At 38.2% G+C, this 23,806-nt stretch carries 16 protein-coding genes and 3 tRNA genes; 15 read left to right on the top strand and 4 right to left on the bottom strand.

What is annotated here, in order from left to right; translation table 11 throughout:
• Positions 1-5 precede the first annotated feature (5 nt).
• From HCG69_RS16895 to HCG69_RS16865, 7 genes are all read left to right on the top strand, one after another.
• The gene (locus HCG69_RS16895; RefSeq protein ID WP_221651012.1) at positions 6-989 is read left to right on the top strand and encodes a VWA domain-containing protein; all 984 of its coding nucleotides are present in this window, start codon (positions 6-8) and stop codon (positions 987-989) included.
• Positions 990-1,041: 52 nt separating this feature from the next.
• A complete protein-coding gene (locus HCG69_RS16890; RefSeq protein ID WP_221651011.1) occupies positions 1,042-2,070 on the top strand; it encodes a VWA domain-containing protein in 1,029 nt (342 codons plus the stop codon).
• 8 nt (positions 2,071-2,078) lie between these two features.
• On the top strand, positions 2,079-2,795 hold the full coding sequence (locus HCG69_RS16885; protein WP_221651010.1) for a tetratricopeptide repeat protein: 717 nt from the start codon (positions 2,079-2,081) through the stop codon (positions 2,793-2,795).
• A 33-nt stretch (positions 2,796-2,828) separates the two neighbouring features.
• Positions 2,829-4,670, top strand: coding sequence for a BatD family protein (locus HCG69_RS16880; protein WP_221651009.1), 1,842 nt, complete (start codon positions 2,829-2,831; stop codon positions 4,668-4,670).
• Positions 4,671-4,689: 19 nt separating this feature from the next.
• Complete coding sequence (locus HCG69_RS16875) at positions 4,690-5,523, top strand: tetratricopeptide repeat protein (protein ID WP_221651008.1); 834 nt, start codon at positions 4,690-4,692, stop codon at positions 5,521-5,523.
• A gap of 199 nt (positions 5,524-5,722) precedes the next feature.
• A complete protein-coding gene (locus HCG69_RS16870; protein WP_221651007.1) occupies positions 5,723-6,013 on the top strand; it encodes a DNA-binding protein in 291 nt (96 codons plus the stop codon).
• A gap of 84 nt (positions 6,014-6,097) precedes the next feature.
• Positions 6,098-7,234, top strand: a complete 1,137-nt coding sequence (locus HCG69_RS16865; protein WP_221651006.1) for a universal stress protein — start codon at positions 6,098-6,100, stop codon at positions 7,232-7,234.
• A 213-nt stretch (positions 7,235-7,447) separates the two neighbouring features.
• On the opposite strand, the gene HCG69_RS16860 is transcribed toward HCG69_RS16865, so the two are convergent.
• Positions 7,448-8,665 (bottom strand): M48 family metallopeptidase, encoded by a 1,218-nt coding sequence (locus HCG69_RS16860; protein WP_221651005.1) that lies wholly within the window; start codon positions 8,663-8,665, stop codon positions 7,448-7,450.
• Positions 8,666-8,697: 32 nt separating this feature from the next.
• Positions 8,698-11,271, bottom strand: coding sequence for a DNA gyrase subunit A (gyrA, locus tag HCG69_RS16855; RefSeq protein WP_221651004.1), 2,574 nt, complete (start codon positions 11,269-11,271; stop codon positions 8,698-8,700).
• 571 nt (positions 11,272-11,842) lie between these two features.
• Here gyrA and HCG69_RS16850 point away from each other — a divergent pair.
• From HCG69_RS16850 to HCG69_RS16820, 7 genes are all read left to right on the top strand, one after another.
• Positions 11,843-14,380 carry an ATP-dependent Clp protease ATP-binding subunit gene (locus HCG69_RS16850; RefSeq protein ID WP_221651003.1) on the top strand — a complete coding sequence of 846 codons (2,538 nt, stop codon included), beginning with the start codon at positions 11,843-11,845 and terminating at the stop codon, positions 14,378-14,380.
• 105 nt (positions 14,381-14,485) lie between these two features.
• Positions 14,486-16,531, top strand: coding sequence for a molecular chaperone HtpG (htpG, locus tag HCG69_RS16845; protein WP_221651002.1), 2,046 nt, complete (start codon positions 14,486-14,488; stop codon positions 16,529-16,531).
• A 166-nt stretch (positions 16,532-16,697) separates the two neighbouring features.
• Complete coding sequence (locus HCG69_RS16840; RefSeq protein WP_255586190.1) at positions 16,698-18,995, top strand: patatin-like phospholipase family protein; 2,298 nt, start codon at positions 16,698-16,700, stop codon at positions 18,993-18,995.
• Positions 18,996-19,075: 80 nt separating this feature from the next.
• Positions 19,076-19,149, top strand: a tRNA-Arg gene (locus HCG69_RS16835).
• Positions 19,150-19,168: 19 nt separating this feature from the next.
• A tRNA-Arg gene (locus HCG69_RS16830) sits at positions 19,169-19,242 on the top strand.
• 27 nt (positions 19,243-19,269) lie between these two features.
• Positions 19,270-19,343: transfer RNA gene (locus HCG69_RS16825), tRNA-Arg, on the top strand.
• A gap of 93 nt (positions 19,344-19,436) precedes the next feature.
• Positions 19,437-19,850, top strand: a complete 414-nt coding sequence (locus HCG69_RS16820) for a hypothetical protein (protein WP_221651001.1) — start codon at positions 19,437-19,439, stop codon at positions 19,848-19,850.
• A gap of 92 nt (positions 19,851-19,942) precedes the next feature.
• Here the strand turns inward: HCG69_RS16820 and dapA are convergent, their stop codons facing one another.
• Together dapA and ligA are read right to left on the bottom strand one after the other, a co-directional pair.
• Positions 19,943-20,836 (bottom strand): 4-hydroxy-tetrahydrodipicolinate synthase, encoded by an 894-nt coding sequence (gene dapA, locus HCG69_RS16815; protein ID WP_221651000.1) that lies wholly within the window; start codon positions 20,834-20,836, stop codon positions 19,943-19,945.
• Between the two features lie 103 nt (positions 20,837-20,939).
• Positions 20,940-22,940 carry an NAD-dependent DNA ligase LigA gene (gene ligA / locus HCG69_RS16810; protein WP_221650999.1) on the bottom strand — a complete coding sequence of 667 codons (2,001 nt, stop codon included), beginning with the start codon at positions 22,938-22,940 and terminating at the stop codon, positions 20,940-20,942.
• A 75-nt stretch (positions 22,941-23,015) separates the two neighbouring features.
• On the opposite strand from ligA, the gene trmD reads away from it, so the two are divergent.
• Positions 23,016-23,693, top strand: a complete 678-nt coding sequence (gene trmD, locus HCG69_RS16805) for a tRNA (guanosine(37)-N1)-methyltransferase TrmD (protein ID WP_221650998.1) — start codon at positions 23,016-23,018, stop codon at positions 23,691-23,693.
• Positions 23,694-23,806: the final 113 nt, after the last annotated feature.

Below are 23,806 nucleotides of genomic sequence, written 5' to 3'. Positions count from 1 at the left end.
ATAGAATGGTTTTTGCCAATATTGAATATTTATTTTTGCTGCTGTTGCTCATACCTTATATTGTATGGTATGTTTTAAAGTGGAAGAAAAGCCAGGCAACGCTTCAAATTTCGGATGCCCGGGTATATGCACATACACCAAAAAGTTATAAGAACTATTTGTTGCATGTACCATTTGGACTTCGAATCATAGCATTGATATTGATTATTCTGGTACTTGCCCGACCTCAAACTACGGATAACTGGCAAAATAGCGAAATAGAGGGTATTGATATTATGCTTGCTATTGACGTATCTACCAGTATGCTTGCTGAGGATTTAAAGCCTAATAGATTGGAAGCCGCTAAAGATGTAGCAGCTGAATTTATTAATGGACGTCCGAATGACAATATTGGTTTGACTTTATTTGCTGGTGAAAGTTTCACGCAGTGTCCTTTAACAGTGGATCATGCAGTGTTGCTCAACTTGTTTCAAAGCATTAAATGTGGTATTGTGACAGACGGGACAGCAATAGGTATGGGTATTGCTAATGCAGTAACGCGTTTGAAAGATAGTAAAGCTAAATCAAAGGTTATTATTTTGTTAACTGACGGTACGAATAATAAAGGAGATATTTCTCCTTTAACTGCTGCTGAGATAGCTAAGAGTTTTGGTATTCGCGTATATACAATTGGTGTCGGTACAAATGGCATGGCTCCTTATCCGTATCCGATAGGAAATTCTGTGCAGTATGTAAATATACCTGTTGAAATTGACGAAAAGACGTTGACTGAGATTGCAGGTACAACAGACGGAAATTATTTCCGGGCTACCAGTAATTCAAAGCTGAAAGAGGTTTATGAAGAAATTGATAAACTGGAAAAAACAAAGTTGAGTGTTAAGGAATATAGCAAACGTCAGGAAGAATATCGCTGGTTTGCCTTGGTAGCTTTTCTTTGTATATTACTAGAGGTACTGTTGCGTAACTCAATTCTTAAGAAGATTCCATAGTATAAATGTGATTTCAATCGTAAATTGTAAATCGTAAAATTTAAATAGAAAGATGTTTCGATTTGAAGAACCTGCATATTTATATCTGTTGTTGCTATTACCGTTATTAGCTGTTTTCTATCTGTATTCTAATTACAGAAAGCGAAAAGCTATTCGTCGTTTTGGTGATCCGGTATTGATGGCACAACTTATGCCTGACGTTTCCAAATATCGTCCGGATGTGAAGTTTTGGTTGATTTTTGCTGCAATCGGATTGTTTGCCGTATTGTTGGCACGTCCGCAGTTTGGTTCAAAACTGGAAACAGTGAAACGTAAAGGAGTAGAGGTAATAATTGCACTTGATATATCTAACTCTATGTTGGCGCAGGATGTTCAACCTAACCGTTTGGAAAGAGCTAAACGTCTTATATCTAGATTGGTAGATGAAATGGAAAATGACAAGGTAGGTATGATTGTGTTTGCAGGTGATGCTTTTACTCAACTTCCGATCACAAGTGATTATATTTCTGCTAAAATGTTTTTGGAGTCTATTAATCCTTCACTGATCTCTAAACAGGGAACTGCCATCGGAGCTGCTATTAATCTTGCAACACGTAGTTTCACTCCCCAAGAAGGGGTAGGACGTGCTATTATTGTCATTACTGATGGTGAGAATCATGAAGGAGGAGCTGTGGAAGCTGCTAAGGCTGCGGCTGAAAAAGGAATCCAGGTGAGTGTATTAGGAATAGGACTTCCTGATGGGGCTCCGATTCCCGTTGAAGGTACAAACGATTTTCGTCGTGATCAGGATGGAAATGTAGTGGTAACTCGACTTAATGAAGCTATGTGTCAGGAAATCGCTAAAGATGGTAAGGGTATATATGTACGTGTTGATAATTCAAATTCTGCTCAAAAAGCTATTAACCAGGAAATTAATAAAATGGCAAAATCAGATGTTGAATCCAAAGTATATACAGAATTCAACGAGCAGTTCCAGGCCATTGCATGGATTATTTTGCTTTTATTATTAGCCGAGATGTTGATATTGGAACGTAAGAATCCGTTGTTTAAGAACATTCATCTGTTCTCTAATAAGAAGTAATTATGCTTATGTCAAAAAATAAATATATTCTGTTCATTCTGTTTGTGATGCTGGCAGCTGGAGCTTCAGCACAAAAGATAGAGAGAGACTATATCCGTAAAGGAAATCGTTTGTTTAACGATAGTGTATTCGTAGATGCTGAAGTGAATTATCGAAAGGCATTGGAAGTCAACCCTAAATCAACGGTTTCTATGTATAATCTTGGTAATACACTGTCTCAGCAGCAGAAATTTAAAGATGCTATGGAGCAATATGTAGCTGCTGGTAAGATTGAGAAAGATAAAATGAAACTGGCACATATTTATCATAATATGGGCGTTTTATTTCAGGCAGGGAAAGATTATGGTCAGGCTGTAGAGGCTTATAAAATGTCGTTGCGTAATAATCCTAAAGATGATGAAACTCGTTATAATCTGGCATTGGCACAGAAGATGTTGAAGGATCAGCAACAGAATCAGCAAAACCAGGATCAAAACCAAGATCAGAATAAGGATGAGCAGGAAAAGAAGCAGGATCAGCAAAAAGATCAGAATAAGCAAAATGATCAAAAGAAAGATGATCAGCAGCAGCAACCGCCCAAGCCAGAGAAGAAAGATAATGAGATGTCAAAGGAAAATGCTGAACAACTCCTTAATTCTGTGATGCAAGACGAAAAGGATACCCAGGATAAAGTTAAAAAACAGCAACAGGTAATTCAGGGAGGTCGTCTCGAAAAAGATTGGTAATAACAAAGTAAGATGATAAAAACTTCAAAAGAAATGAGAAAACTGATTTTCTTATTGATAATATTTGTAGCAGCAAGCATTAATGTCTTTGCCGATGGCAAAGTATCGTTTACTGCATCAGCACCTGATGTAGTAGTGGTGGGAGACCAATTCAGGTTATCCTATACAGTGACTACGCAGAAGGTGAGAGACTTTCGTGCACCATCTATCAAAGGGTTTGATGTATTGATGGGACCTACTCGAAGTACGTTTAGTAATACGCAAATAATTAATGGTGCGATGTCTTCAGAAAAAGGAATTACATTTACCTATATTCTGATGGCAACAACTGAAGGTGATTATTCTATTTCTGGTGCAACAATTACGGCAGATGGAGATCAAATGGTTTCTAACTCTGTAAAAATAAAAGTGCTTCCACCCGATCAGAGTGCAGCTGCGACTTCAAGTGGTGCGGCTACGCAGGGGAATAGTTCTTCTGGCAGAACTTCTTCTGCAAGTGTTTCCAGTCAAGACTTGTTTGTAACAGCAACAGCTACAAAAACAACTGTTTATGAGCAAGAGGCTTTTCTACTGACTTATAAAATTTATACACGTGAAAGCCAGTTGCAATTTGATAATGTGAAATTACCGGATTTTAAAGGTTTCCATTCGCAGGAAATAGAACGTCCATCTAATGCAAAATGGTCGCAAGAGCATTATAAAGGAAGAAACTATTATACTACTGTTTTTCGACAGTTCGTGTTATTTCCACAGCAGTCCGGAAAGCTCACGATTGAGCCGGCACGGTTTGATGCCTCTGTTGCAAAAGCAGTACGGAGCGCTGATCCATTTGATGCATTCTTTAATGGAGGCAGTAACGTTGTTGAAGTGAAGAAAGTACTTACAACTCCGGCTATTACAATCAATGTGAATGCTCTTCCTGCGGGTAAACCTGCTGATTTCTCAGGTGGAGTAGGAGAGTTTACTATTAGTTCTTCAATAAATAGTAAGGATGTAAAAACAAATGATGCAATCACGATTAAGTTGGTAATTTCTGGTACAGGAAATTTAAAATTACTTTCAAATCCGGAGGTGAAATTTCCGGAAGATTTCGAAGTGTATGACCCAAAAGTAGATAGCCAGGTCCGTTTGACATCGAGCGGGTTGTCTGGTAATCGTGTGATTGAATATTTAGCAATTCCGCGTCATCCAGGTAATTATAAGATACCGGCTGTAACATTCTCTTATTTCGATATTAAATCCAAGTCTTATAAGACGTTGAAAACAGAAGACTATGAAATAAAAGTAGAGAAAGGTGCTGGTAATGCGGATCAAGTGATTGCGAACTTCACAAATAAAGAAGACCTGAAAGTTTTGGGTGAAGATATTCGTTATATTAAGTTGAAAGATGTAGCGCTTCAGCCTAAGGGAAGTTTCTTCTATGGTTCATTCACTTACTGGTTGTTCTACATAATTCCTGCCATTGCTTTCATTATATTCTTTATTATTTATCGTAAGCAGGCAGCCGAGAATGCTAATGTGGCCAAAATGCGTACGAAGAAGGCAAATAAGGTAGCTACAAAGCGTATGAAACTGGCAGGTAAACTGCTTGCTGAAAATAAGAAAGAAGCATTCTATGATGAAGTATTGAAAGCTTTGTGGGGATATATAAGTGATAAACTGAATATCCCGGTATCTCGCTTATCAAAGGATAATGTGGAAGAGAAGTTGAGAAATCATGGAGTAAGTGATGAATTGATTAAAGAGTTTTTGGATGCTTTAAATGAATGTGAATTTGCACGTTTTGCTCCGGGAGATGAAAGCCAGGCTATGGATAAAGTCTATTCGTCATCTCTGGCTGTGATGAGTAAGATGGAGAATTCAATAAAACACTAAATTAGAAGAGATTAACATCATGAAAAAGATATTGTTTTTTACATTTAGTTTATTGGTTTCAATAGCTTCTATTGGACAGAACTCGTTGAAGACAGACTCTTTGCAGGCTGTAGAAACAGACTCAATAGGTGCTGGTATGCAACAGTTCTCTTCTAAATTGGAAGATGTTACAAAAGCTGAAGGGGACAGTGCATATATGAGAAACGATTATATTTCTGCTATTCAGATTTACGAGGCGCTGTTGGGTAAGGGGGAAGCTGCAGATGTTTACTATAACCTTGGGAATAGTTATTATAAAGCCGGTGATATTGCCAGAGCAATATTGAATTACGAACGTGCTTTATTGCTTCAACCAGGTAATAGTGATGTTCGTGCCAATTTAGAGATAGCACGTTCCAAAACGATTGATAAAGTAGAAGCAGTTCCAGAAATCTTTTTTGTTTCCTGGATAAATTCTTTAGTTAATAGTATGAGCGTAGATGCGTGGGCTGTGTGGGGTGTTGCTTGTTTTATACTATTGATTATATCCCTTTATTTCTTTATTTTCTCAAAGCAGATTGTATTGAAGAAAGCGGGCTTTATATGTGGGATCATTTTTCTGATTGTAGTTGTTTTAGCGAATATATTTGCCGGACAACAGAAAGACGAATTATTGAACCGTAATAACGCTATCGTGGTAAATCCGAGTGTTACAGTTCGTAGTACTCCTAGTGATAGTGGAACAAGTTTGTTTATTCTTCATGAAGGACATAAAGTAGATGTAAAAGATAATTCCATGAAAGACTGGAAAGAAATACGTTTAGAAGATGGTAAAGTGGGATGGATACCCGCTTCTGCAATCGAAATAATATAGAAATAATAATTAAAATAAGAGTAAAATCCCCGTGTAGATATGTCTACACGGGGATTTTGCTATATAATATCTATCTAAAATTGTATTTTATCTAATATAGTAAAAAAAAAGGGTAAATAGTTTGTTTTATCTTTTTTTTTCATTAAGTTTATAGCGTGATAATGATTCACATTAGTATTAACCATTAAATTTATGTGACATGAGGACAATAACATTCAATGAACTTCGTAAAATTAAAGATTCATTGCCTAGCGGTAGCATGCATAGAATAGCTGATGAACTTGGTCTACACGTAGATACAGTGCGCAATTTCTTCGGCGGACATAATTTTAAAGAGGGTAAAAGTGTCGGAATACATTTAGAGCCCGGTCCGGACGGTGGGTTAGTGATGATTGACGATACTACCGTACTTGACCGGGCTCTTCGCATTCTTGATGAACTAAATATGAGTATGCAAAGAGAAGAAGCTACCGAACCTATGCAGGCTTAATGAAAAGATATACTTGCAGAATCCCAATTGAATCAAAAACAATTGGGATTTCTTATTTGTTAAATTCATATATATTAATGGATTATGGAAGACAAATTAGTTACTTTAGCTATTCTGACTTATACAAAAGCTCAGATATTGAAAAATGTCCTTGAAAATGAGGGTGTTGAGACGTATATTCATAATGTGAATCAGATTCAACCAGTTGTTTCATCAGGTGTCCGATTACGCATAAAAGAAAGTGATTTACCAAGGGCACTCAAGATTACAGAGAGTTCTGTTTGGTTGGCCGAAAGTATAGTGGGAGAGAAGGCTCCTAATGTTGAGGATGATAATGAGAGTAGGAAGATACTTATTCCAGTAGACTTCTCTAATTATTCGATTAAAGCATGCGAATTCGGTTTTAACTTAGCCAAAGCCTATGGAGCTGAAGTATTACTATTGCACGTATATTTTACACCTATATATGCATCTTCGTTGCCTTATGGTGATGTGTTTAATTACCAGATAAGTGATGAGGAGACGGTTAAAACGATTTTACAAAAAGTTCATTCGGATTTAAATGCATTAGCTGATAAAATAAAAGAGAAAATAGCTTCTGGAGAGTTCCCAGATGTAAAATATACTTGTGTATTGCGTGAAGGAATACCAGAAGAGGAGATTTTACGCTATTCCAAGGAGCAACATCCGCGTATTATAATAATGGGTACTCGTGGTAAGAGTCAGAAAGATCTTGATTTGATTGGTAGTGTTACTGCTGAAGTGATTGAACGCAGTCGGACTGCAGTATTGGCTATTCCTGAAAACACGCCATTCAGAGAATTCGGTGCTGTGAAGCGGGTTGCTTTTATGACCAATTTTGATCAAAGGGATTTAATAGCTTTTGATTCCTTTATAAATGCTTGGAAACCTTTTAATTTCGTCGTATCTTTGATTTATCTTGCTGATGTTAAAGAAGCAAAAGATACTTGGAATGAAATAAAGTTGGCTGGTATTAAAGAATATTTCCAAAAACAATATCCGGAACTTGAAATTCATTATGATGTGGTGATGAATGATGATTTCCTTAAAAGTTTTGACGGGTATATTAAAGCCAATAAAATCGATATTATCACGTTGACTTCTTATAAAAGAAATATATTTGCTCGTTTGTTTAATCCAAGTATTGCCCGGAAAATGATTTTCCATTCAGATACACCATTACTTGTTATTAACGGATGATCAGAAGCAAAAAAATAAGATATTTAAAATAATGGAATAATCAGTATTATGTTTAATATAAAAAGGCAATTTATTCGTAAAGAGTAAGTTGCCTTTTTATATGATCGGAAGTTGCTACTTATCAATTACGCTCCTATTATATAATAACGTGCAAAAAGAAACGGCTGGAATATTTTAATTATTCCAGCCGTTCTGCTATTTTTAGGAAATAGATTAGTTATTCATCAACTTTTCAATTTCGTCAAATTCAGTGCCCATGTTTAAGTTATAGTAAACTCTATAAAGACCTGGTGCCCACAAATCTTTCTGATCGGGTTTCAGTTCTCTTGCCTTTTCATAATAAGGTTTTGCTTCTTCATAGAATTTCTTGATAGTAGCTTGAGCTTGTGCATACTTAGGGTCATTAACATCCGTAGTAGACTGATCTGCAAAATCCTGAGCTTTCATCAACAACACTAAACCTAAGTTTGAATAAGCTTCTGCATATTGAGGATCAACTTCAATTGTTTTTTTGTAGAAATCAAGTGCTTTATCATAGTCTTTCATATTGTGATAAAGATATGCCTTCACATACAGATACAATTTGTTATTAGGATCTTTAGCTAACATACCATCAGCAAATTCCATTGCTTTTTCCGGTTGGTTAGAACTGCTATAATAGTCAACAAGATTTGCAAAGAAGTATTGATTTTCTGGGAATTTGAGGATACCTTCTTTTAAAGATTCTACCCATTTGGCAGTATCACCTTTTGCTTTTAAGGCATCTGCCCATAATTGCATGGCAATTGAGCCATTATCTTTATCTTTAATTGCTATAGGAGCATATTTCAGGATAGCATCTTTATCCTCTACTCCATTGGCAGCTAATGTGGCGTAATATGCAATCTGAGGTAACAACGTGTCAGATACAGCCAGATTTTCTTTCTCCAACATCGGATAAGAGGCTGATTCTACGTATGTTCCGAAGAACTTCAAAGCTTCTGCACTTTTGTTGAGATTGAAATACTGAATTCCTCCATTGATCAGGTTAGGACGTTCTGCCATCATTGAAGCAGCATTGGCTTTTCTATATTTATTTTTAACCTTACCTTTTTCGTTAGGTATTTCTGCCAATTCGTCACATTTCAAGAAGTACTCATACATTTTCAGGATGCTGTTGTACGCTTTCAATGTATCATAGGGTTTTCTCAGATAAGCATTTTCCATCTCCTTTTCGTTGATTTTCTTTTGGATCAAGCCTGCTACATCCCATGTAGCTGCATCATCCTTTGTTTCAGGATTAGTCAATGCTCCGTTAATCAGCTGTTCAGCTTTCTTGAAGTCAGGTTTTACATCGCTGGCAATGCCTTTAGCTTCTTTTACGCTCTTCTGTTGAGCAAACGCGAAACTGACAGCCATCAGTAGAACCATTGAAAATAATACTCTTTTCATGATTGTTGTTTGATTAATTATTAATATTACGTCTATTCTTTGTTTTCATCTCCATTATTCTCTGAAACATCCGGTGCGTCTGTATCTTCAAATGTTTCTGCAGTAGGATCAACTGGAATTTGTCCTTCTATCTCTTCTGCAGGGATTTCATCTTCAAGACTTTCTGTTGTAACCTTACATACAGACCCGATCTGGTCATTGCGTTTTTCCAGATTGATCAAGCGAACACCTTGTGTAGCGCGTCCCATAATGCGTACATCTGCAATTTTCAAACGAATAGTAATACCGGATTTATTGATAATCATCAAATCATTTTCATCTGTTACTGATTTGATTGTTACCACTTTACCTGTTTTATCGGTAACGTTCATCGTTTTTACACCTTTACCACCGCGATTTGTTTTACGATAGTCTTCTATTTCAGAACGTTTGCCGTATCCCTGCTCAGAAACCACCATAACAGATTCTGTTTCAAGGTCTTTAATACAAATCATTCCTACTACCTCGTCCTGTCCATCGTTGTCAAGTGTGATACCACGTACACCTGTTGCCGTACGTCCCATAACGCGAACTGCTGCTTCGTGGAAGCGAATTGCACGTCCGTTGCGGTTTGCAATAATAATTTCATTATTACCATTTGTCATACGAACTTCAATAACGCGGTCGTCTTCACGGATCGTAATTGCATTTACACCATTCTGACGTGGACGAGAATATTGTTCAAGCAACGTTTTCTTAATTACACCGTTTTTTGTACAGAACAACACATAGTGACTGTTGATATATTCTTGGTCATCAAGGCTCTTCACACGTAAATATGCATTTACAGCGTCGTCAGAGTCTATGTTCAGCAGGTTTTGGATAGCACGTCCCTTAGAGTTTTTCGTTCCTTCAGGGATTTCGTATACTTTCAACCAATAACATTTACCTTTTTGGGTAAAGAACATCATCGTGTTATGCATTGTTGCCGGATAGATATGTTCAATGAAGTCTTCGTCCCGTGTTTCTGTACCCTTCGAACCTACCCCACCGCGATTTTGTGCACGGAATTCAGTAAGTGGTGTACGTTTAATGTATCCCATATGTGAGATGGTGATAATCATTTCATCATCGGCATAGAAGTCTTCTGGGTTGAACTCTTCAGATGAATAAACAATTTCCGACCGGCGTTCGTCAGCATATTTAGCTTTTACTTCGATTAATTCATCTTTTACAACTTTACGGCATACCTCATCGTCTGCAAGAATACTTTCCAAATAAGCAATAAGATTCATTACTTCTTCATATTCGGCATGTAACTGATCCTGCATTAGTCCGGTCAATTGACGCAGACGCATTTCTACGATTGCACGTGCCTGTATTTCTGTCAGTTCAAAGCGGTTGATTAATCCGGTAATAGCATCGTTCGGAGTTTTTGCCGCACGGATAATACGGATAACTTCATCAATATTATCTGAAGCTATAATCAAACCTTCAAGAATGTGAGCACGTTCTTTAGCTTTGCGCAGATCATATTGTGTACGACGAATAACTACATCACGTCTGTGTTCTACGAAGTACTTAATCAAATCTCTTAGATTCAGCGTTTTGGGACGTCCATGTACCAATGCTACATTGTTGACACCAAATGACGTCTGCAAAGCTGTCATTTTATAGAGTTTGTTAAGAACAACGCTGGCATTTGCATCTCGTTTGATATCAATAACGATACGCATACCATCACGGTCGGATTCGTCATTTGCATTGGAAATGCCTTCTATCTTCTTATCATTTACAAGATCAGCTATGTATTTAATTAACTCAGCTTTGTTTACATTGTATGGTATTTCAGTAACTACGATCTTGTCATGTGTCTGTCCTGTTTCAATTTCGGCTTTTGCACGCATTACTACACGACCACGCCCCGTTAAATAGGCTTCACGTACACCTGTTACACCATATATATACCCTCCTGTCGGAAAGTCAGGTGCTTTGACATAGTTCATCAACTCTTCTACAGTAATCTCGGGATTATCGAGATATGCATCACACGCATCAATAACCTCGGAAAGGTTATGAGGCGGCATATTTGTAGCCATACCTACAGCAATACCGGAAGCACCATTCACCAGAAGATTAGGGATACGCGTTGGCATTACAGTTGGTTCTGTCAACGTGTTGTCGAAGTTCGGTTCAAAGTCGACGGTCTCTTTATAAAGATCCTCCATCATTGCCTCGCCGAGTTTGTTCAATCGGGCTTCGGTATAACGCATAGCTGCGGGACTGTCACCGTCCACAGAACCAAAGTTACCCTGACCATCTACCAACGGATAGCGCATAGCCCACTCTTGTGCCATACGTACCATTGCTAAATATACGGAAGAATCTCCGTGCGGATGGTACTTACCGAGTACCTCACCCACAATTCTGGCTGATTTTTTATAAGGTTTATCTGACGTATTACCCAATTCCATCATACCGTAGAGTATTCTGCGGTGAACAGGTTTAAATCCATCTCTAACATCCGGAAGGGCACGCGAAACAATGACCGACATGGAGTAGTCAATGTAAGATGACTTCATTTCCTCCTCGATGTTAATCTTTATAATTCTGTCTTGTTCAAGCATTTAAAAAGATTATTAATTATACATTCATGGCTTACGAAAAACCACGCTAAAGTACTACTTTTTCACGATATACAAAAGTTTTCTTGCATAAACTTTTTGAGTGTTGGTATATCCTTAATTATAAGAGTTAGAAATATACATTTCTGTTTTAGGGATTGATATATGGAATAAAAGTGCAGTGTTTTAGATTTAAAATACAGGTATCTAAGGAATGCTCTGTTAGTATTTGAAAATCAATATTGTATAGGTACAATGATACCATGACATCCGGATGTTTTAATATAAAACATGGGGATGTTATGATAGAAAACATCCGGGTGTTTTGATAAAGAACTGAAGTTCAAACAAGGGGATGTTTTATTATTAGTTCTCACTTCTCATGAGAATGAGAAATAGCCTTAACTGACTAATATGAGAAGTTTTTTATTATTATATATAATAAGGTATATATGCATGCATCTTTTTTGGCACGGCATTTGTTATTATAATAAATAAAGCAAATATTACGCGTAAATCAATGTTATGCGTATCTTTGCCAGTGAATAACACCTTAAGAAGGAAGGAATAAAGTATGAATAATCAATTCTCACAAAGAGTTTCCGACATTATCGTTTTCAGTAAGGAAGAAGCGAACCGTTTGAGAAGTAGGTATATAGGCCCTGAACATTTGTTACTGGGAATGCTTAGGAACGGTGAAGGGAAAGCTATCGAGATATTGTCTAAACTCAAAACAAATCTGACCGACATTAAAAAGCAGATTGAAGCAATATTGAAGGCAGATGCAGATGATTTACTGCTGCCTGATGCAGAAGTTCCATTGTCTAATGGGGCGGCTAAGATACTCAAGATGTGTATTCTTGAAGCTCGTTTAATGAAGAGTAATGTAGCTGACACAGAGCATGTTCTGTTGGCTATCTTGAAAGATCGTAATAATGTGGCTGCTTCTGTACTTGAAGCAAACCAGGTAGATTACAAAAAAGTGTTTGAGCAGTTGTCATTGCAACCGGATATTAATGCCGGAATGGGTTTTAGCGAAGATGACGATGACGAAGAGGAAATGGGGACTTCCCGTTCTGGTGATCGTGGCTCGGAAGAGCGTCAGCAACAGGCACAAACGGCTTCTAAAAAGCCGGCGAATGATACTCCTGTACTCGATAATTTTGGTACGGATATGACAAGAGCGGCAGAAGAAGGACGCTTGGATCCTGTTGTAGGCCGTGAACGTGAAATAGAACGTTTGGCGCAGATTTTGAGTCGCCGTAAAAAGAACAATCCGATATTGATTGGTGAACCGGGTGTTGGAAAGTCAGCTATTGTTGAAGGTCTGGCACTTCGTATTATTCAGAAAAAAGTATCGCGTATTTTATTTGATAAACGTGTAGTGGCATTGGATATGACATCAGTTGTTGCCGGAACTAAGTATCGCGGACAATTTGAAGAACGTATTCGCTCCATTCTCAATGAGTTACAGAAGAATCCGAATGTCATCTTGTTTATTGACGAGATACATACCATTGTTGGTGCAGGTTCTGCTGCTGGTTCTATGGATGCTGCCAATATGTTGAAGCCGGCTCTTGCACGTGGTGAAATACAGTGTATTGGTGCCACTACTCTTGACGAGTATCGTAAGAATATAGAAAAAGATGGTGCATTGGAACGTCGGTTCCAAAAAGTTATGGTAGAACCTACTACGGCTGAAGAAACTCTTCAGATTCTTCGGAATATCAAGAGTAAGTATGAAGACCATCACAACGTGATCTATACTGATGAAGCTTTGGAAGCTTGTGTCAAGTTGACAGATCGCTATATAACGGACCGTAATTTTCCGGATAAAGCAATTGATGCTCTTGATGAAGCTGGTTCACGCGTGCATCTTACCAATATTAATGTTCCGAAAGAAATAGAAGAACAGGAAAGATTGATTGAAGAAGCTAAAAGTAAGAAGAATGATGCGGTGAAATCGCAAAATTTTGAACTTGCTGCCAGCTTTCGGGATAAAGAAAAAGAACTCACTACTGAGCTTGACCGGATGAAACAAGAATGGGAAGAACGATTGAAAGACAATCGTCAGACTGTTGATGCAGAGGAAATTGCAAATGTTGTTTCTATGATGTCCGGTATTCCGGTGCAGCGTATGGCACAGGCCGAAGGCATTAAACTGGCTGGAATGAAAGAGTCTCTTCAGGCTAAGGTTATTGCTCAGGATCCGGCTATTGAAAAGTTGGTGAAAGCCATTCTGCGTAGTCGTGTCGGATTGAAAGATCCGAATAAGCCGATTGGAACTTTTATGTTCCTGGGCCCTACTGGTGTTGGTAAAACGCATTTAGCTAAAGAGTTGGCCAAGTACATGTTTGGTTCTTCGGATGCTTTAATTCGTATTGACATGAGTGAATATATGGAGAAATTCACCGTCTCCCGTCTTGTAGGAGCACCTCCGGGATATGTGGGATACGAAGAAGGTGGACAGTTGACGGAAAAGGTGCGTCGTAAACCTTATTCTATTATTTTGCTTGATGAAATAGAGAAAGCGCACCCCGATGTATTTAATCTGTTGCTGCAGGTAATGGACGAAGGTCGGTTGACTGACAGTTATGGCAGAATGGTAGATTTTAAAAATACCGTCATTATCATGACGTCTAACATAGGTACGCGTCAGTTGAAGGACTTTGGCCGCGGAGTGGGCTTTGCTACCCAGAGCCGTATTGATGATAAAGAATTTTCTCGTGGTGTGATACAGAAGGCGTTGAATAAATCCTTTGCTCCGGAGTTTATAAATCGCGTTGACGAGATTATTACTTTTGATCAGTTGTCTTTGGAAGCGATAACTCAAATTATTGATATAGAACTTAAAGGTCTGTATGACAGGATTAAGTCTATTGGTTATAATTTGGTTATCGAAGATAAGGCTAAACAATTTATAGCTGGAAAAGGGTATGATGTACAGTTTGGGGCTCGTCCGTTGAAACGTGCCATACAGACATACTTGGAAGACGGATTGTCAGAACTAATCATTTCTTCTACTCTGGTTGAAGGGGATAGTATAAGGGTGTCTCTGAATGAAGAGAAAGGAGAATTGGAGATGAAGAAAGAGGCCAGTGTTGTGGAATAAATTTCCTTGTAATACGTCAAAATGTCAGACCGGAAGGTCTGGCATTTTTTTTGTTTTTATATTCCACGAAAACATTAATCTGATAAATTAAAAATATACATTATTATGCAGAAAGGTAATATTGGGGTTACAACAGAGAACATTTTCCCTATCATCAAAAAGTTCTTGTACAGTGATCATGAGATTTTTCTCCGTGAGCTGGTTTCTAATGCTGTTGATGCTACTCAAAAACTGAATACACTGGCATCTATTAGTGAGTTTAAAGGAGAATTAGGTGATTTGACCATTCATGTATCACTCGATAAGGATACAATTACCATTTCCGATCGCGGTATTGGTCTTACTGCCGAAGAAATTGATAAATACATCAATCAGATAGCTTTCTCCGGCGCCAATGACTTCCTGGAAAAATACAAGAATGATGCGAATGCCATTATTGGTCATTTCGGACTTGGCTTTTACTCTGCCTTTATGGTAGCAAAGAAAGTTGAAATCATCACAAAATCTTATAAGGAAGGTGCTCAGGCTGTGAAATGGACTTGTGATGGTAGTCCTGAGTTTACTTTGGAAGATGTTGACAAGGCTGATCGTGGTACAGATATCATACTTTATATTGATGATGACTGTAAAGAGTTCCTTGAAGAAACACGTATATCCGGTCTGTTGACAAAATATTGTAAATTCCTGCCTGTTCCAATTGCATTCGGTAAGAAGAAAGAGTGGAAAGATGGCAAACAGGTAGAAACTGCGGAAGATAATATCATCAATGACACTACTCCATTGTGGACACGTAAACCGAGTGAACTTTCAGACGAGGACTATACAAAGTTCTATAGAGAATTGTATCCGATGTCTGATGAGCCTTTGTTTTGGATTCATTTGAATGTGGATTATCCCTTCCATCTGACTGGTATCCTTTATTTCCCGAAAGTAAAGAGCAATATTGAACTGAATAGAAATAAGATTCAGTTGTATAGTAATCAGGTGTATGTGACAGATTCTGTAGAAGGCATTGTGCCCGACTTCCTGACACTATTGCATGGTGTAATTGATTCACCGGATATTCCGTTGAACGTATCGCGTTCTTATTTGCAGAGTGATTCAAACGTGAAGAAGATCTCAACATATATCACTAAGAAGGTTTCCGACCGTCTGCAATCTATTTTCAAGAATGATCGTCCCCAGTTTGAAGAAAAGTGGAATGACCTGAAAATATTTATCAACTATGGAATGTTGACGCAGGAAGATTTTTATGAGAAAGCTTCAAAATTTGCCCTTTTCACCGATACAGATGGTAAGCATTATACCTATGAAGAGTATCAGACGCTGATTAAAGATAATCAGACAGATAAGGAAGGGAATCTGATTTATCTGTATACAAATAATAAAGACGAACAGTTTAGCTATATTGAAGCTGCTAAAAATAAGGGATACAATGTATTGCTTATGGATGGACAGTTGGATGTTGCTATGGTTAGTATGCTTGAACAGAAGTTTGAGAAGTCGCGTTTTACCCGTGTCGATAGTGATGTGATAGACAATATTATTGTGAAAGACGACAAGAAGGGTGATATGTTGGATGCTAACAAACAAGAAGCCTTGTCTGTCGTATTCAAGAGTCAGTTACCTAAAGTTGAGAAGGTTGAATTTAATGTGATGACACAGGCATTGGGTGAAAATTCGGCTCCTGTACTGATTACGCAGAGTGAATACATGCGTCGTATGAAGGAAATGGCCAATATACAGGCAGGTATGAGTTTTTACGGAGAAATGCCGGATATGTTCAATCTGGTCTTGAATTCTGATCACAAACTTATTAAGCAAGTGTTGAGTGATGAAGAAGTAGCTTGTGCAGCTGATATTGTTCCTCTGCAGCTTTCTATTGATGACACTACCAAACAACGTGATGCATTGAAAAAGAAGCAGGAAGGCAAGAAGGACGAAGATATTCCTACCTCAGAAAAGGATGAATTGAAAGATTTGGATAAGAAACTGGATGAACTGAAAGGTAAGAAGGACGCTATCTTTACCGGATATGCTGAAAAGAACAAAGTGGTGCGCCAGTTAGTGGATCTTGCTTTATTGCAGAATAACATGCTGAAGGGTGAAGCGTTGAACAACTTTGTAAAAAGAAGCATTGAACTTATTTAAATAGCCCCTTTTAATTCTTAAATAAATTCCCGAAGAGCATTGTCCGCTGAAAGCGAAGCAATGCTCTTTTTTTGATTATAAATCCTTTTGAATTGCCCGTTAATTGGAAACTATTGCATATATTTGAGCATTAATTAATGAAAAATCAATTGTTTTATTCGGGATTATGAAAAAAGCTTTAGTGCTTATTACTTTTTTGCTGTTGTTGCCTATATTGGTGCAGGCTCAGAAAGTGGGGCTTGTATTGAGTGGTGGTGGAGCTAAAGGGCTGACGCACATCGGTATTATTCGTGCCCTTGAAGAGAATAATATTCCTATCGACTATATTACAGGTACTTCTATGGGAGCTATTGTCGGTTCATTATACGCTATGGGGTATTCTCCGGATGATATGGAAGTATTGCTGAAGTCGGAAGAGTTTAAACGTTGGTATTCCGGAGAGGTGGAAGAAGAGTATATGTATTACTTCAAAAAGAACCAGCCGACGCCTGAATTTTTAAATATCCGGCTTTCTTTTCGTGATTCGTTGAATATAAAACCGCAGTTTTTACCTTCCAGTGTTGTCAATCCAATACAGATGAATCTTGTTTTTCTTGATCTGTACGCTCGGGCTACGGCAGCTTGTGGTGGAGATTTTAATAAACTTTTTGTGCCTTTTCGTTGTGTAGCCTCTGACGTGTATAATAAGAAACAACTGATTATGAACAGAGGTGATCTGGGAGATGCTGTGCGTGCTTCTATGAGCTTCCCATTCATGTTTAAGCCGATTGAAATAGACAGTGTTCTGGCTTATGATGGTGGAATTTATAATAATTTTCCTGCGGATGTGATGCGTGATGATTTTCATCCTGATGTTATTATTGGTAGTGTTGTAGCCACTAATCCCACAAAGCCGAAGGAAAATGATTTAATGAGTCAGATTGAGAACATGGTAATGCAGAAAACTGATTATTCAGTTCCGGAATCTGAAGGCATTGTGATGACTTTTAAATACGATGATGTCAATCTGATGGATTTTCAACGAATTGATGAACTGCATGACATTGGATATAATCGTACGATGAGTATGATGGATTCTATCAAAAGTCGTATTCATAGGAGGGTAAATCTTGATAATATCCGTCTTAGAAGGCTAGTGTACCGAAGTAATTATCCGGAACTTCGCTTCAAAAATATATTGATTGATGGTGCCAATGCTCAACAGCAGGCTTATATCAAGAAAGAATTTCATGCTTCGGATGATAAAGAGTTTACGTTTGAAGATGTGAAGCGTGGTTATTTCCGTTTGCTTTCAGGTAATATGATATCTGAGATCATCCCGCATGCTGTTTTTAATCCGGAAGATGATACATATGATTTGCATTTGAAAGTCAAGTTGGAGGATAATTTCTCTGTCCGTATCGGGGGTAATGTTTCTACCACAAGTTCCAATCAGATTTATCTGGGGCTTAGCTATCAAAACTTGAATTATAATGCAAAGGAACTGACATTTGACGGACAATTGGGTAAAATTTATAATAATGTACAGTTGATGGGGAGGATTGATTTTGCTACCAATATTCCTACATCATATCGGTTGATAGCTTCTATCAGCACATTTGATTATTTCAAGAAAGAGAAACTTTTTTCGCGGAATGATAAGCCGGCATTCAACCAAAAAGATGAGCGTTTTGTGAAACTGAAAGTAGGGCTTCCTTTCCTTTCCAGTAAAAGAGCCGAGTTTGGAGTGGGGCTTGCGAAGATACAGGATCGTTACTTTCAAAAGAATGTGATTGATTTTGATAAAGATAAATATGATAAAAGCGAATATAGCTTGTTGGGTGGTTCAATCAGTTTTAATGGGAGTACCTTGAATGCCAGACAATTTTCTACACAAGGTAGTCGTGAGGAACTTGTGGCCCAGATATTTACCGGGAAAGAACGATTCTATCCGGGAGAAAGCTCGGATACAAAGAGGACAAGTGAGGAGCGACATTCCTGGCTGCAACTGTCATATATGAAGGAGAAATACCATAGAATGGCAGAGCATTGGACGCTTGGGTGGTATCTAAAAGCATTATACTCTTCAAGAAATTTCTCCGAGAACTATACGGCTACTATGATGCAGGCCGGAGAGTTTGCGCCTACAGCACATGGGCAATTGATGTATAATGAAGCTTTTCGTGCCAATCAATTTGTGGGAGCTGGTGTACGTCCTGTGTATCGCTTGAATCAAATGTTTCATGTGCGAGGTGAATTCTATGGTTTTATGCCGATTTTTCCAATAGAGAGAAATTCGATAAACAAGGCATATTATGGAAAAGCCTTTTCTCGTTTTGAATATTTAGGAGAAATATCAATTGTATGTCAATTTTCATTTGGTGCTATCTCTGCTTATGTAAATCATTATAGCTCACCGAAAAAAGAGTGGAATGTCGGATTAACGCTGGGTTGGCAGCTCTTCAATTATCGTTTCTTTGAATAATATTTCAGGAAAAAATAGTAGTAAACGCTTGCTACTTTCAAAAAAGTCCGTATCTTTGCACCCGTTAAACAAAAACAAAGGGTCGCGTAGCTCAACTGAATAGAGTAGCTGACTACGGATCAGCCGGTTACAGGTTTGAATCCTGTCGCGATCACTTTTAAGTTTAATAGAATGGCCGCGTAGCTCAACTGAATAGAGTAGCTGACTACGGATCAGCCGGTTACAGGTTTGAATCCTGTCGCGGTCACAAATATATTCATAATTCGAAACAAAGGGTCGCGTAGCTCAACTGAATAGAGTAGCTGACTACGGATCAGCCGGTTACAGGTTTGAATCCTGTCGCGATCACAAGAATATCTTCTCAAGAAATTGGGGAGATTTTTTTTGTATATAACCCCAAACTTTACTATATTACGAAACTGAAACACAAAATTAATAATTATGGGAGATATTGTTTTTAAAACTTCCAACGCAGTAAAAGTAAGAGTCTTGGTTTTATATGCTATTATATTATTTGCTTCGATTCTTCTGTGGATTTTTTCAGAGAAAGCCAACTATGTATTTCTGATAGGTTGGGTACCTGTTATGATTATTGTTTACCTTGGTTGTTGTGAGAAATATATTTTCACAGACGATGCTTTGATAATAAAGAAGGGAGAGTTTTATCAGTATACATGGCAAACGAATATAGTTCCCTGGGATTCAATTACTAATATTTCTTCTGTCCATAAAGGTTTTCGTATAGATTATGAAAAGCCTGATGGGAAGAAGGGATTTTATATAATAATAAACATAAAAGAATGGGATCGTTTCCAGCATTTAGTAGAAGAACAAGTTTCAAGTGCCGATAAATAATACGTAAATTCCGCAAACCTTACGAATTTATATTTTTATTCGTATGATTTGCGGAATTTATATTTGGGGAATCAAATCAGGACGGGTTTGTCTTAGCATTTGATGTTTAGTTCATTCAATACCTTACGGATTGCTTCAAATGTGGTTATTCTTGTTGGAACAAGTGGTAAGCGCAATTTATTTTCAATCATTCCCATTGCATTCAGCATTGATTTCACTCCTGCTGGATTTCCATCTACAAACAAAAGATCAAATAATTCAGTGAATTTATGGTGAATGGTGAGGGCATTTGCAAAATCTCCCTGTAGAGCCAGACGGGTCATGCGACTAAATTCGCGTGGAAATGCGTTTCCTATGACTGATATAACGCCAACGGCTCCTAAAGTGATCAGTGGGAAGGTAATACCATCATCTCCCGAAATAACGTCAAAATTGGCCGGTTTATTTTTGATAATATCATCCATTTGGGTGATGTTACCAGATGCTTCTTTGATAGCTATTACATTTTTAAAATCACGGGCAATACGCAATGTTGTTGCAGCAGTCATGTTGACTCCTGTGCGCCCCGGGACGTTATATAATACAATGGGCAATTCCGTTGCTTCGGCAATTGCTTTATAATGCTGATAAATACCTTCTTGTGATGGTTTATTGTAATAAGGAACTACAGATAAGATGGCATCTACGCCGGTGAAATCGTCGTTTTTCAACGTTTCGACTATAGCGCGGGTATTATTTCCACCTACTCCAAGCAGAATAGGGATTCTTCCATTGACGCGGTCGATAACCCTTTTTTTGATTTTCTTTTTCTCCTCTTCGGTTAGTGTCGGAGTTTCGGCTGTGGTACCCAGCACACATAGAAAATCTGCATTATTCTGCAATAGATAATCTACCATTCGCATTAATGCATCGTAATCAACGCTCTCATCTTCTTTGAAAGGAGTAATCAGTGCTACCCCCATTCCTTTCAATTTCGTTTGTATCATGAGTATTAATAATAATCTCTAAATAATTTGGACGCAAAAGTACTAATATTTTCTATTTTACCGGCAAAAATAATATATAAAATAAGATTCTGACAGAAAAATGTTACGATATGAGCTCTAAAAATTCCTCTTCGTTCATTATCCTGATGCCCAGTTTACTTGCTTTTTCAAGTTTGGCAGGTCCCATATTTTCACCTGCCAGAATAAAGCTGGTCTTAGCTGAAATACTTCCTACATTCTTACCGCCATGTTTTTCTATAAGATCTTTGTATTCATCTCGCGAATAGTGGGTGAAAACACCACTGATAACAATAGACTGACCTGCCAGTTTGTCGGTGTGTCCGCTCAGATCTTCTGCTGTACGATAGAGCTGAAGACCAACTTCCTTCAGGCGATTCACAAGTTCGCGGTTTGATTCGTTTGCGAAATAGTTTAAAATGCTTTGCGCAATTTTTTCACCGATTTCATCAATGCTTACCAGGGTTTCGAGATCCGCATCTTCCAATTCTTCTATATTTTTGAAGGCTTTGGCTATTTTCTTTGCTACAGTTTCACCTACAAAACGAATACCTAATGCGAAGATGACACGTTCAAAAGGAATTTCTTTGCTTTGGGCAATTCCATTGATAATATTTTCGGCAGACTTTTCCCCCATCCGGTCCAATCCTTTGATGTCTTCTGCAGTCAGTTTGTACAAATCAGCTGTATTCTGAATTAGTCCCAGGCGATAAAACATGTCTACTGTCTCAGGACCAAGTCCGTCGATGTTCATAGCCCGCCGACTGATAAAGTGTTCAATCTTGCCTTTGATCTGTGGTGGACAAGCCGTTTCGTTGGGGCAATAATGAGCTGCTTCGCCTTCATAACGTATTAATTTACTTCCGCATTCGGGACAATTTGTGATAAAGTTCACTTTTTCACCTATCATGAATGAACGTGCAGAAGTATCTACCCCTGTAATTTTAGGAATAATTTCTCCACCCTTCTCCACGTATACCATATCGCCAATGTGGAGATCAAGTCCTTCAATGATATCCGCATTATGCAAAGAAGCGCGTTTTACAATGGTGCCGGACAGCTGTACGGGGTCCAAATTGGCTACCGGAGTGACGGTCCCCGTTCTTCCTACCTGATATGTTACCATGTTTAACCGGGTAAGTGCACGTTCTGCCTGAAATTTGTATGCAATAGCCCAGCGAGGAGATTTGGCCGTAAATCCTAAGTTTTTTTGTTGTTTCAAGCTGTTTACTTTCAGCACAATACCATCTGTGGCAACTGTCAGATTTTTCCGTTCTGTATCCCAATGTTTGATATAATCAAAAATTTCCTCTAAGGTGTGACACTTTTGCATGGCATTCGAAATTTTGAAGCCCCATTTGGCTGCTTCTTGCAGATTTTCATAATGTCCGCCACAAGGCAGATTTTCTCCAAGCAGATAGTATAAATAGGCGTCTAGTTTGCGGGAAGCTACGACTGAGGAGTTTTGCGATTTTAGTGTTCCCGAAGCTGCATTTCTCGGATTAGCGAATAGAGGTTCTTCACGTGCTTCTCTTTCACGGTTTAACTCTTCGAATACATCCCATGGCATAAGAATTTCTCCACGTATCTCAAAAGACTGGGGATAATTGTCGCCATGGAGTACAAGCGGAATGCTACGGATTGTTTTTACATTATCCGTTACATCATCTCCTTTTTCTCCGTCACCGCGAGTTACAGCTCGTATCAGCTTCCCGTCTTCGTATGTTAATGAAATTGAAGTTCCATCATATTTCATTTCACAACATATCTCAAAATCATCATTCAGGGCTTTTTTTACTCGTTCGTAGAAGTCTGCTACTTCAGTTTCCGAGTATGTGTTTCCCAAAGATAACATTGGGTATTTATGTGCTACTTGCGTAAAATTCTTATTGAGGTCACTTCCTACACGCATTGTCGGAGAGTTATCATCCTTGTACTCAGGGTGTGCCTGTTCCAGGTCTTGTAACTCACGCATCTTGTCGTCGAATTCCTTATCTGATATTTCAGGGGTATTCAATACGTAATAGTTATAATTGTGCCGGTGAAGTTCGGCACGCAGTTCTTCTATTTTTTCCTTTACAGTCATATTTCTTGGATTGTTTGAGACAAAAATACGGGTTTATCTTTGAATATTTGTAATTTTGCAAAAAATTAAAAGACTATGCGTATTGATATAATAACCGTTCTTCCCGAGATGATTGAAGGTTTCTTCAATTGTTCAATAATGAAACGTGCTCAGAATAAGGGGCTTGCTGAAATTCATATTCATAATCTTCGTGATTACACCGAGGATAAGTACCGACGTGTGGATGATTATCCTTTTGGTGGTTTTGCCGGGATGGTGATGAAGATTGAGCCGATTGAACGTTGCATAAATGCTTTGAAGGCGGAACGGGATTATGATGAAGTGATATTTACTACTCCTGATGGGGAACAATTTGATCAAAAGATGGCAAACGCTCTTTCGCTTGCCGGAAATCTTATTATTCTTTGTGGGCATTTCAAAGGGATTGATTATCGAATTCGTGAGCATTTCATAACGAAAGAAATTAGTATTGGAGATTACGTGTTGACTGGTGGAGAGTTGGCAGCTGCGGTGATGGCGGATGCTATTGTGCGAATTATTCCCGGCGTAATTTCTGATGAACAGTCTGCACTTTCTGATTCATTCCAGGATAATTTATTGGCCGCTCCGGTATATACTCGTCCTGCAGAATATAATGGTTGGAAGGTACCTGATATTCTTTTGTCCGGACATGAAGCGAAAATCAAGGAGTGGGAGTTGCAACAGTCTGTGGAACGTACTCGACGTTTGCGTCCTGATCTATTGGATGAGTAGTAATTAACTTGTTAAAAAAAAGCGAAGGCATCGTATCTGTCATACGATGCCTTCGCTTTTTTGTTTTATGATTTTCTTGTCGGTATTCAGTTGTTTTAGAATGTATAGAGATA

Source organism: Bacteroides sp. K03 (assembly GCF_019734355.1).
Taxonomy (GTDB): domain Bacteria; phylum Bacteroidota; class Bacteroidia; order Bacteroidales; family Bacteroidaceae; genus Bacteroides; species Bacteroides nordii.
Note: the sequence above shows the minus strand (reverse complement) of the source record. Positions and strands in the feature narration are given on the sequence as shown.

Excerpts from the sequence above, each read along its gene's own strand:
- HCG69_RS16895 (WP_221651012.1), top strand. The coding sequence starts at position 6 with ATGGTTTTTGCCAATATTGAATATTTATTTTTGCTGCTGTTGCTCATA.
- HCG69_RS16890 (WP_221651011.1), top strand. The coding sequence starts at position 1,042 with ATGTTTCGATTTGAAGAACCTGCATATTTATATCTGTTGTTGCTATTA.
- HCG69_RS16885 (WP_221651010.1), top strand. The coding sequence starts at position 2,079 with ATGTCAAAAAATAAATATATTCTGTTCATTCTGTTTGTGATGCTGGCA.
- HCG69_RS16880 (WP_221651009.1), top strand. The coding sequence starts at position 2,829 with ATGAGAAAACTGATTTTCTTATTGATAATATTTGTAGCAGCAAGCATT.
- HCG69_RS16875 (WP_221651008.1), top strand. The coding sequence starts at position 4,690 with ATGAAAAAGATATTGTTTTTTACATTTAGTTTATTGGTTTCAATAGCT.
- HCG69_RS16870 (WP_221651007.1), top strand. The coding sequence starts at position 5,723 with ATGAGGACAATAACATTCAATGAACTTCGTAAAATTAAAGATTCATTG.
- HCG69_RS16865 (WP_221651006.1), top strand. The coding sequence starts at position 6,098 with ATGGAAGACAAATTAGTTACTTTAGCTATTCTGACTTATACAAAAGCT.
- HCG69_RS16860 (WP_221651005.1), bottom strand. The coding sequence starts at position 8,665 with ATGAAAAGAGTATTATTTTCAATGGTTCTACTGATGGCTGTCAGTTTC.
- gyrA (WP_221651004.1), bottom strand. The coding sequence starts at position 11,271 with ATGCTTGAACAAGACAGAATTATAAAGATTAACATCGAGGAGGAAATG.
- HCG69_RS16850 (WP_221651003.1), top strand. The coding sequence starts at position 11,843 with ATGAATAATCAATTCTCACAAAGAGTTTCCGACATTATCGTTTTCAGT.
- htpG (WP_221651002.1), top strand. The coding sequence starts at position 14,486 with ATGCAGAAAGGTAATATTGGGGTTACAACAGAGAACATTTTCCCTATC.
- HCG69_RS16840 (WP_255586190.1), top strand. The coding sequence starts at position 16,698 with ATGAAAAAAGCTTTAGTGCTTATTACTTTTTTGCTGTTGTTGCCTATA.
- HCG69_RS16820 (WP_221651001.1), top strand. The coding sequence starts at position 19,437 with ATGGGAGATATTGTTTTTAAAACTTCCAACGCAGTAAAAGTAAGAGTC.
- dapA (WP_221651000.1), bottom strand. The coding sequence starts at position 20,836 with ATGATACAAACGAAATTGAAAGGAATGGGGGTAGCACTGATTACTCCT.
- ligA (WP_221650999.1), bottom strand. The coding sequence starts at position 22,940 with ATGACTGTAAAGGAAAAAATAGAAGAACTGCGTGCCGAACTTCACCGG.
- trmD (WP_221650998.1), top strand. The coding sequence starts at position 23,016 with ATGCGTATTGATATAATAACCGTTCTTCCCGAGATGATTGAAGGTTTC.